This is a genomic window from Curtobacterium sp. B8 (assembly GCF_000333315.1).
In the GTDB taxonomy this organism is placed as follows: Bacteria; Actinomycetota; Actinomycetes; order Actinomycetales; family Microbacteriaceae; genus Curtobacterium; species Curtobacterium luteum.
Genome location: NZ_BACW01000567.1, coordinates 1 through 9128 on the forward strand (window position 1 = coordinate 1; position 9128 = coordinate 9128).

9 protein-coding genes and 3 pseudogenes are annotated in these 9128 nt (G+C 71.8%); 2 read left to right on the forward strand and 10 right to left on the reverse strand.

Going from position 1 to position 9128, the window contains the following annotated elements; genetic code table 11:
• The 7 genes and pseudogenes from tsaB to glmS form a co-directional block, all read right to left on the reverse strand.
• Window positions 1–299 (reverse strand): annotated as a pseudogene (gene tsaB / locus I59_RS20180) (tRNA (adenosine(37)-N6)-threonylcarbamoyltransferase complex dimerization subunit type 1 TsaB); the annotation flags it as partial.
• Between the two features lie 86 nt (window positions 300–385).
• The gene (locus I59_RS22955) at window positions 386–544 is read right to left on the reverse strand and encodes a hypothetical protein (protein ID WP_022904628.1); all 159 of its coding nucleotides are present in this window, start codon (window positions 542–544) and stop codon (window positions 386–388) included.
• A 182-nt stretch (window positions 545–726) separates the two neighbouring features.
• The gene (tsaE, locus tag I59_RS15360) at window positions 727–1188 is read right to left on the reverse strand and encodes a tRNA (adenosine(37)-N6)-threonylcarbamoyltransferase complex ATPase subunit type 1 TsaE (protein WP_042726813.1); all 462 of its coding nucleotides are present in this window, start codon (window positions 1186–1188) and stop codon (window positions 727–729) included.
• A gap of 47 nt (window positions 1189–1235) precedes the next feature.
• Window positions 1236–2396 carry an alanine racemase gene (alr, locus tag I59_RS15365; RefSeq protein ID WP_042726812.1) on the reverse strand — a complete coding sequence of 387 codons (1161 nt, stop codon included), beginning with the start codon at window positions 2394–2396 and terminating at the stop codon, window positions 1236–1238.
• Window positions 2393–3496, reverse strand: coding sequence for an alanine racemase (gene alr / locus I59_RS15370; protein ID WP_022904630.1), 1104 nt, complete (start codon window positions 3494–3496; stop codon window positions 2393–2395). Before alr (I59_RS15370) ends, alr (I59_RS15365) begins: the two co-directional genes overlap by 4 nt.
• Window positions 3497–3569: 73 nt before the next feature.
• Complete coding sequence (locus I59_RS15375; protein ID WP_022904631.1) at window positions 3570–3944, reverse strand: holo-ACP synthase; 375 nt, start codon at window positions 3942–3944, stop codon at window positions 3570–3572.
• A gap of 6 nt (window positions 3945–3950) precedes the next feature.
• Complete coding sequence (glmS, locus tag I59_RS15380) at window positions 3951–5798, reverse strand: glutamine--fructose-6-phosphate transaminase (isomerizing) (RefSeq protein WP_022904632.1); 1848 nt, start codon at window positions 5796–5798, stop codon at window positions 3951–3953.
• Between the two features lie 70 nt (window positions 5799–5868).
• Here glmS and I59_RS15385 point away from each other — a divergent pair, with 70 nt between their 5' ends.
• Complete coding sequence (locus I59_RS15385) at window positions 5869–6354, forward strand: glutathione peroxidase (RefSeq protein ID WP_022904633.1); 486 nt, start codon at window positions 5869–5871, stop codon at window positions 6352–6354.
• Window positions 6355–6450: 96 nt separating this feature from the next.
• Window positions 6451–7395, forward strand: coding sequence for a type I pantothenate kinase (gene coaA, locus I59_RS15390; protein WP_022904634.1), 945 nt, complete (start codon window positions 6451–6453; stop codon window positions 7393–7395).
• A 133-nt stretch (window positions 7396–7528) separates the two neighbouring features.
• Here coaA and glmM read toward each other — a convergent pair whose 3' ends face one another.
• The 3 genes and pseudogenes from glmM to rpsI (I59_RS23935) all read right to left on the reverse strand — a co-directional run.
• Complete coding sequence (glmM, locus tag I59_RS15395) at window positions 7529–8905, reverse strand: phosphoglucosamine mutase (protein ID WP_022904635.1); 1377 nt, start codon at window positions 8903–8905, stop codon at window positions 7529–7531.
• A gap of 22 nt (window positions 8906–8927) precedes the next feature.
• Window positions 8928–8996: pseudogene (gene rpsI, locus I59_RS23930) on the reverse strand (30S ribosomal protein S9); the annotation flags it as partial.
• Window positions 8997–9004: 8 nt separating this feature from the next.
• Window positions 9005–9124: pseudogene (gene rpsI / locus I59_RS23935) on the reverse strand (30S ribosomal protein S9); the annotation flags it as partial.
• Window positions 9125–9128: the final 4 nt, after the last annotated feature.

Genomic DNA, 9128 nt, shown 5'->3' on the forward strand with positions numbered 1-9128 from the left:
CGCGACCGCGTCGTGACTGACCACGGGCAGGACCGGGACGCCCCGCGCCGCGGCGAACGTGCGAGCCGCTGCGATGCCGACCGGAGGCCGGTGAAGGGGCCGGGACCCGTCCCGGCGACGACACCGGTGACGTCCGCCGGGGTGACGCCGGCCTCGGCGAAGACCTCGGCGAGGAACGGTCCGATCACCTCGGCGTGCCGGCGAGAGTCATCGGTGCTGCGCTCGGCGAGCACCTGACGGGAGTCGGGGTCGACGACGGCAACGGAGGTCCCGGCGGAGGTGTCGATCGCGAGCAGCACCAGACCATCGTAGGCGTGTCGCCGCCCGAGGGCGGCCCGGGCGGGAGCGCCCCCCTCGGATCAGGTCTCGGGCTCAGGTACCGGGCTCACGGCTTGGGGACGACGGAACAGTCGTCGATGAGGAGCGAGCCCCCGCCGCTCGTGTCATCCGTCGTGAAGACCCGCAGCGCGACCGGGGATCCGGTGTTCTCGACAGTGGCCCACAGCCCGATCTTCGTCCAGACACCCGCGGTCAGGTGGTGCACGTCCCAGCTGGTCGGGAGTGGCGGATCATTGCAGCGCCTGCACGCCGCACGCGCCACCCGGTCGGTCGACGTCCCGACCGGACACCACCCGTTCGTCACCCGCCCCGACCTCGTGGCCGAGCAGGTGCTCGCCCTGCGCTGAGCTGCGTCAGACCGGTGGGCCACCGGTCGAGGGCGGCCGGTCAGAGGACGATGTCGGCCCAGCGCGGTCCGGCGCCGGTCACGACCACCCGCCGCGGCTCGTCCGGGACGTCGTCGGGGTCGCCCTCGTCGACCGAGCCGTCCGTCGCGTCCGCCCCGGTCGCCCGGACGATCTCGACGTCGAGCACCTCCTCGGAGATGCCGTCGACGAACCCGCGGCCCCACTCGACCACGACGATCGAGCCGTCCCAGTCGAGGTCGAGGTCGTCCAGCTCCACGGGGTCGCTCAGCCGGTAGGCGTCGACGTGCACCAGGTCCGGGCCACTCGTGGTCGGGTGCGTCCGGGCGAGCACGAACGTCGGGCTCGACACCTGACCGCGTGCGCCGAGCGCCGCCCCGAGGCCCCGCGTCAGCGTGGTCTTGCCGGCACCGAGCGGCCCCGTCAGCACGACGAGGTCCCCCGCGCGCAGGACACCGGCGAGCCGGGCCCCGAGCTCGCCCATGGCGGCGGTCGAGTCGACCTCGATGTCGAGCAGGACGCGCGGCTCGGTCACCGCTCCCCCCGGAGGTACTCGGCGACGTGGCCCTCGGCGTCGTGCCCCTCGTACACGCGGGGCACGCGCGCGCCGATGCGGCAGACGATCTCCTCGCCGATGGTGTCGAGCGCCGCACCCCACTCGAGGACGGTCATCTCGGCGTGCTCGCCCGTACCGAACAGCGTGACGGTGTCACCGACCCGGACGTCGTCGTCGCCGACGTCGACGAGGAACTGGTCCATCGCGACCCGACCGGCGATCGGGTACCGCTTCCCGTTGATCGCGACCTCGAGCCGGCCCTGCGCGAGCCGGGGCACCCCGTCCGCGTAGCCCACGGGGACGAGCACGAGCGTGGTCTCCGTCGCCGTCCGGTACGTGTAGTCGTAGGAGACCCCTGTGCCGACGGGGACGCGCTTCGTCTTCGCGACGGCGGCACGGAGCGTCATCACGGCCTCGAGGCCGAGGTCGGCCGCGGAGACCCCGTCGGCGCCGGGGATGCCGAACAGGTTCGCGCCCATCCGGACCATGTCCTTCCGGAACTCCTTGCGCTCCAGTCCGGCGAGCGAGGCCGCCACGTGCTGCAGCGGGATGTCGAGCCCGGCGTCCTCGGCCTGCTCGACCGCGGCGTCGAAGGCCGCTACGGAGGCGCTGTCCTCGTCGTCGGAGGACTCCGCGAGGTGCGTGTACGCGGCGACGACCTCGATCCGGCCCGCGCGCTGCGCCTCGAGCGCGGCCGCCACGAGGTCCGGCCAGTGCTCCGGCGTCGCGCCGTCGCGGTGGAGTCCGGAGTCGAAGCCGAGGTGCACACGCGCCGGACGGTGGTCGACGGCGTCGACGACCCGCTGCAGCTCGGGCACGTTCGAGACGCCGAGGTCGACGGCGGAGTCGATCGCGTCACGGAAGTCGAGGTCCGGGGCGTGCTGCCACGTGAACACCCGGACGGCCTCGTCGACCCCGATCGCCCGGAGCCGGAGCGCTGCCGGGACCGTGAGGACGCCGATCCACCGCACCCCGGCGTCGACCGCGGCGAGCGCGATGGGCTCGAGCCCGTGCCCGTAGGCGTCCGCCTTCATGATCGCCATGAGCTCGACGGGGTCCATCCACTCGCGCACGAGGTCGAGGTTCGCCCGGTAGGCGTCGAGGTCCACCGCCGCCTGGCGCAGTGACGCGGTCACGTGGTCCTCCGTTCGACGCTGCGGCCGACGCGGGCCACGACCTCGTAGTTGATGGTGCCGGTCGCCGCCGCCCACTCCTCGACCGCGGGGTCGCCGTTCGCCGGGTCGCCCCAGAGCACGACCTCGTCGCCGACCTGCACGTCGGCGTCGCCGATGTCGATGTGCATCGCGTTCATCGCGACCCGACCGACCACCGGGAACCGTCGGTCGCCGATGCGCACCGCGACGTGGTTGCCGAGCGCTCGGTCGAAGCCGTCCGCGTAGCCGAGCCCGACGACCGCGAGGCGGGTGTCCTGCTCGGCCCGCCAGGTGAAGCCGTAGCTCGCACCCTCACCCGCGCGCACCGGGACGGTCCGGAGCACCGCGGCCGTGACGCGCATCGCCGGGCGGAGTCCGAGGTCTGCCGAGGTGCGGTCCGCGAACGGGCTCAAGCCGTACAGCGCGACGCCGACCCGGGTGATGTCGCGCCGGGTCTCCGGCACGGCGATGCTCGCCGCACTCGCCGCGAGGTGGACCATGTCGGGCACGATGCCGTTCGCCGCGAGGCCGTCGAGCGCGCGCTGCAGTGCGGCGTCCTGGTCGAGGTCGTCCGCGCGCGAGGCGTTCGACAGGTGGGACATGAGCCCCTCGACACGGGTGCGGGAACCGCTGCGGGCGAGGCGCCCGGCGGTCTCGAAGAGCTCCGGCCACTCGGACTCGACCGCACCGTTGCGGCTCAGCCCGGTGTCGACGCAGACGTGCACGGCCCCCACCTCGGAGTCGGCCGCGGCGGAGAGCTGCGAGACGCTGGAGACCGCGGGCGTGATGTCGTACTGCGCCGCGCGGCGGAAGTCCTCGTCAGGGGCGTGCAGCCACGCGAGGATCCGGGTGCCCTCGTCGATGCCGGACTCGCGCAGGGCGATGCCCTCGTCGATGTCGGCCACCCCGAGCCACTCAGCACCGGCGTCCACGAACGCCCGTGCGGCGTCGGTGGCGCCGTGGCCGTAGGCGTTCGCCTTGACGACCGCGATGACGCCGGAGGGGGCCACCTGTTCGGCGACCGTCGCGTAGTTGGCGATCAGGGCCTCCCGGTCGACCGTGATCCCGGTGAACGCGCTCACCGCGCGTCACCCACGACGGCCTGGAGGCACAGGTGCAGCCGCGCCGACCGGCGCGGCTCGAGCAAGTGGCTGGTCAATCCGGCTTCCCTTCGATGATCACGAACGCCGTCGCGATCCCTCCATCGTGCGACAGCGACAGGTGCACGTTCGTCACGCCACGCTGCTCCGCCACCCGCCGTGCGCCCTCGTGGAGGGTCAGGGACGGGTTCCGCTGGTCGTCCGCGACGACCTCGAGCTCCTGCCAGCTCAGTCCGGCGCTCGTGCCGAAGGCCTTGATGAGGGCCTCCTTCGCGGCGAAGCGCGCAGCCAACGAGGCGGGCGGGCGGGGCTCGCCGTCCCGCACGAGCTCCGCCGGGGTGAACAGGCGCGTCCGGAGCGCCGGGGTGCGCTCGAGCACACCCCGGAACCGCTCCAGGTCGACGACGTCCACCCCGATGCCGATGATCACGGTCGACTACTCGACGGTGACCGACTTCGCGAGGTTGCGCGGCTGGTCGACGTCGAGGCCCTTGGCCGCGGCGAGCTCCATGCCGAACATGTGCAGCGGCGCGACCGCGAGCAGCGGCTCGAACAGCGGCGTCGCGAGCGGGATGCGCAGGACCTCGTCCGCGAAGGGCAGCACGGCGGCGTCCCCTTCCTCGGCGATGGCGATCACCCGGGCCCCGCGTGCGCGGATCTCCTGGATGTTCGACACGACCTTCGGGTGCAGCGAGCGGCTGTCGCGCGGCGAGGGCACGATGACGAAGACGATCTGACCCGGCTCGATGAGGGCGATCGGCCCGTGCTTGAGCTCACCCGCGGCGAAGCCCTCGGCGTGGATGTACGCGAGCTCCTTGAGCTTGAGCGCACCCTCGAGTGCGATCGGGTACCCGACGTGGCGGCCGAGGAAGAGCACGCTGCGGGTGTCCGCCATCCAGCGGGCGAGGTCCTTGATGCCGGACGCGTCGTCGATGGTCTGCTGCAGCTTCGGGGCGAGGCCCTCGAGCTCGGCGACCTGCTCGGCGATCTGTTCGGCCGTCAGGGTCCCGCGCAGCGTGGCGAGGTGCAGCCCGAGCAGGTACAGCGCGACGCCCTGGGCGATGAAGGCCTTCGTCGAGGCCACGGCGACCTCGGGCCCGGCGTGCGTGTAGATCACCGCGTCGGACTCGCGCGGGATCGTCGCACCCTGGGTGTTGCAGATCGAGAGGACCTGCGCACCCTGCTCGCGGGCGTACTTCACGGCCATGAGCGTGTCCATGGTCTCGCCCGACTGGCTGATCGAGACCACGAGCGTGCGGTCGTCGAGCACCGGGTCGCGGTACCGGAACTCGTGGGCGAGCTCGACCTCGACCGGGACGCGCGCCCACTGCTCGATGGCGTACTTGCCGAGGATGCCGGCGTAGGCCGCGGTACCGCAGGCGATGACGATGACGCGGTCGACCCGGGCGAGCCGGTCGGCGATCGGGTCGAGGTCCGTCAGGGTCACCGCGCCGTCGTGCACGCGGCCGAGGATCGTCTTCGCGACGGCCTCGGGCTCCTCGCTGATCTCCTTCGCCATGAACGACGTCCAGCCGCCCTTGTCGGCCGCGGACGCGTCCCAGTTCACCTCGAACTCGCTCGGCGTCGCCGGGGTGCCGTCGAAGTGGATGACGTCGACGCCGTCGGGACGGATCGTGGCGATCTCGTCCTGCCCGATGGCGAGGGCGCGCTGCGTGTGCGCGACGAACGCCGCCACGTCCGAGCCCATGAAGTTCTCGCCGTCGCCGAGTCCGACCACGAGCGGCGAGTTGCGGCGGGCGCCGACGACGACGCCCGGCTGGTCAGCGTGCACGACGAGGAGCGTGAACGCGCCCTCGAGCCGCTGGACCGCCTGCTGCATGGCCGCCGTCAGGTCGCCGGTGTCGCGGAAGGACTTCGCGACCAGGTGGGCCGCGACCTCGGAGTCGGTCTCGCTGGTGAACACGACGCCGTCGGACTCCAGCTCGGCGCGGAGTTCCGCGAAGTTCTCGATGATGCCGTTGTGGATGAGCGCGAGCTTGCCGCCGTCGGCCAGGTGCGGGTGCGCGTTGCCGTCGGTCGGGCCACCGTGCGTCGCCCACCGGGTGTGCCCGATGCCGGTGCCGCCGTCCGCGATCGGGTGCGCCTCGAGCTCGTCGACGAGGGCCTGGAGCTTGCCGGCCTTCTTCGCCGAGGCGAGGTCCGACGCGCCGTCCACGACGGCGATGCCCGCCGAGTCGTAGCCACGGTACTCGAGCCGACGGAGACCACCGAGGAGGACGTCCTGGCTGCTGTTGGTGCCGACGTAGCCCACGATTCCACACATGCGCTCGATCCTACGGTCTGGCTGGATGCCCACCCTGCATGCCCGCCACGAGAGGGATACCGTTTCGGCCATGGGACGCTTCGACGACATCGAGATCACGACGCTGCACGGTGAGCAGACCACGTTCGGGGAGTTCGCGGACAAGGCCGTCCTCGTCGTCAACGTCGCCTCCCGCTGCGGGCTGGCGCCGCAGTACGAGCAGCTCGAGGCGCTCCAGAAGGAGTACGGACCGCGTGGGTTCACGGTCCTCGGCTTCCCGAGCAACCAGTTCCTGCAGGAGCTCGGCTCGTCCGAGGCCATCGAGGAGTACTGCTCCACCACCTGGGGTGTCACCTTCCCGATGTCCGAGAAGGTCAAGGTCAACGGCAAGGGCGCCCACCCGCTCTACCAGGCCCTCAAGGAGACCCCGGACGCCTCCGGCAAGGCCGGCCGGGTCTCGTGGAACTTCGAGAAGTTCCTCGTCGCGCCCGACGGCACCGTCACGCGCTTCCGTCCGACCACCAAGCCGGACGCCCCCGAGGTCGTCGCCGCCATCGAGGCGGCCCTGCCCGCCTGAGGGTGCTGACGGTGCTGACGGTGCTGACGGGAGGCGCGGTGCACGTGAGCCGGTCGGCTCACGTGATCAGGGCCTCCCGTCGGTACGCTCGTCCCCATGCCGATCACGGACACCGCCGTCGCGCACCCGACCCCCTTCGTGGAGATCCCCCGCGACGAGTGGGCGCAGCTCGCCCCGAAGGAGCACCTGTCGCTCACCGAGACCGAGATCGTGCAGTTGCGCGGGCTCGGCGACCGGCTGGACATGCGGGAGGTGCAGGAGGTCTACCTGCCGTTGTCGCGCCTCCTGACGTTGTACGCCGCCGGCGCACGCAACCTGCACGCGTCGACCTCCGCCTTCCTCGGGGAACGCGCGAGCCGGACGCCGTTCGTCATCGGCGTCGCGGGCTCGGTCGCCGTCGGCAAGTCGACCGTCGCGCGCCTGCTCCGTGAGCTGACGAAGCGCTGGCCGGACACGCCACGGGTCGAGCTCGTGACCACCGACGGGTTCCTCTACCCGAACGCCGAACTCGAACGCCGCGGGATCATGGACCGCAAGGGCTTCCCCGAGTCGTACGACCGCCGATCGCTGCTCCGCTTCGTGAGCCAGGTCAAGAGCGGGGCCGCCGAGGTCCGGGCGCCGTTCTACTCGCACCTCGTGTACGACATCGTGCCCGACGCCGAAGTCGTCGTCCGACAGCCGGACATCCTCATCGTCGAGGGACTGAACGTGCTCGCGGCGCCGACGAACGGGCGGCTCGCGCTGTCCGACCTGTTCGACTTCACCATCTACGTCGACGCGAAGACCAAGGACATCGAATCCTGGTACGTCGACCGGTTCCTCGCTCTGCAGGAGGAAGCGTTCTCCAGTCCGGACTCGTTCTTCCACCGCTTCGCCTCGCTCTCCCGCGAGGACGCGGTGCGCACGGCGACCGAGGTGTGGCGGGCGATCAACGAGCCGAACCTCGTCGAGAACGTGCTGCCGACGCGCTCCCGGGCCACGCTCGTGCTCAAGAAGGGCGCGAACCACAAGGTCAACTCGGTGCTGCTCCGGAAGATCTGAGCGAGCGCCGCACACGCGGTGCCGCCGGCCTGCGCACAACCAAAGACCCCCGGAACCACTGCATCGCGCGGTTCCGGGGGTCTTTGGTTGTGCGGCGGAGACTTGCGCCGGTCACCGCTCCAGCAGTTCGGTCCTACGCGGCGTCCTCGATCGCGAGCCGCGCGCGTACGACGGCGGCGAGGTCCTCGGCGATGCGCTCGGCATCGGCCTGGGACGCCGCCTCGACCATGACCCGCACGACGGGCTCGGTGCCGGACGGCCGCAGGAGCACCCGTCCGGAGTCGCCGAGCGCGGCGGTGTGCGCCGCGACCGCGTCCTGCACGCCCTGGTCGTCGAGCCCCGTCCGGTCGACACCGCGCACGCTGAGGAGCACCTGCGGGAACACCGTCATGCACGCGGCGAGCTCGGCCAGCGACTTGCCGGTCCGTGCCATCTCGGCGACGAGGTGCAGTCCGGTGAGGATGCCGTCGCCGGTGGTGGCGAACTCGTTGAGGATGACGTGGCCGGACTGCTCGCCGCCGATCGAGAAGCCGCCCTCGTTCATGCGCTCGAGCACGTACCGGTCACCCACGGCGGTCTGCTCGACCGCGATGCCGTTGTCCGACATGGCCCGGATGAGCCCGAGGTTCGACATGACGGTCGCGACGAGCGTGTCGTCGTGGAGCTGCCCGCGCTCCTTGAGCGACAGCGCGAGGATCGCCATGATCTGGTCGCCGTCGATCTGGTTGCCGGCGGCATCCACCGCGAGGCAGCGGTCGGCGTCGCCGTCGTGCGCGATGCCGACGTCGGCGCCGGCCTCAAGCACCGCGCGGGCGAGGTTGTCGAGGTGCGTCCAGCCCACACCGTCGTTGATGTTCACGCCGTTCGGGTCGGCACCGATCACGGTGATCTTGGCCCCGGCGTTGTGGAACACCTCGGGCGAGACCGCCGACGCGGCCCCGTTGGCGCAGTCGAGCACGACGTGGATCCCGTCGAGCCGGGCCGGGAGCGTGCCGAGCAGGTGCACGACGTAGCGGTCCTCGGCGTCCGCGAAGCGGGTGATCCGGCCGACGTCGCCGCCGGTCGGGGTCGGCGCCGAGTGGTCGTGCATGGCCGCCTCGATGCGGTCCTCGACCTCGTCGGGCAGCTTGCGGCCACCGGCGGCGAAGAACTTGATCCCGTTGTCGGGCGCCGGGTTGTGCGACGCGGAGATCATCACGCCGAAGTCGGCGTCGATGTCCGCGACGAGGAACGCGGCAGCGGGGGTGGGGATGACCCCGGCGTCGAGCACGTCGACGCCGGCGGAGGCGAGCCCGGCTGCGACGGCAGCACCGAGGAACTCGCCGGAGACGCGCGGGTCGCGCGCCAGGACCGCGCGGGGACGCGGTCGACCGGACGCACGGCGGGCGTCCGCATGGTGTCCGTGTGTGAGCACGGCCGCGCTGGCCTGGGCGAGACCCAGAGCCAGCGCGGCCGTCAGCTCGCCGTTGGCGAGACCACGAACACCGTCGGTACCGAACAGACGCGGCATTGCGATCGGGTTCGGTGAGCGACTAGCGCTTCGAGAACTGCGACGCCTTGCGGGCCTTCTTGAGACCGGCCTTCTTGCGCTCGATGACGCGGGCGTCACGGGTGAGGAAGCCGGCCTTCTTGAGCGCCGGCGGTTGTTCTCGCGGTCGATCTCGTTCAGCGCACGCGCGATCGCGAGGCGGAGCGCACCGGCCTGACCCGAGGGGCCACCAACGGTGATGCGG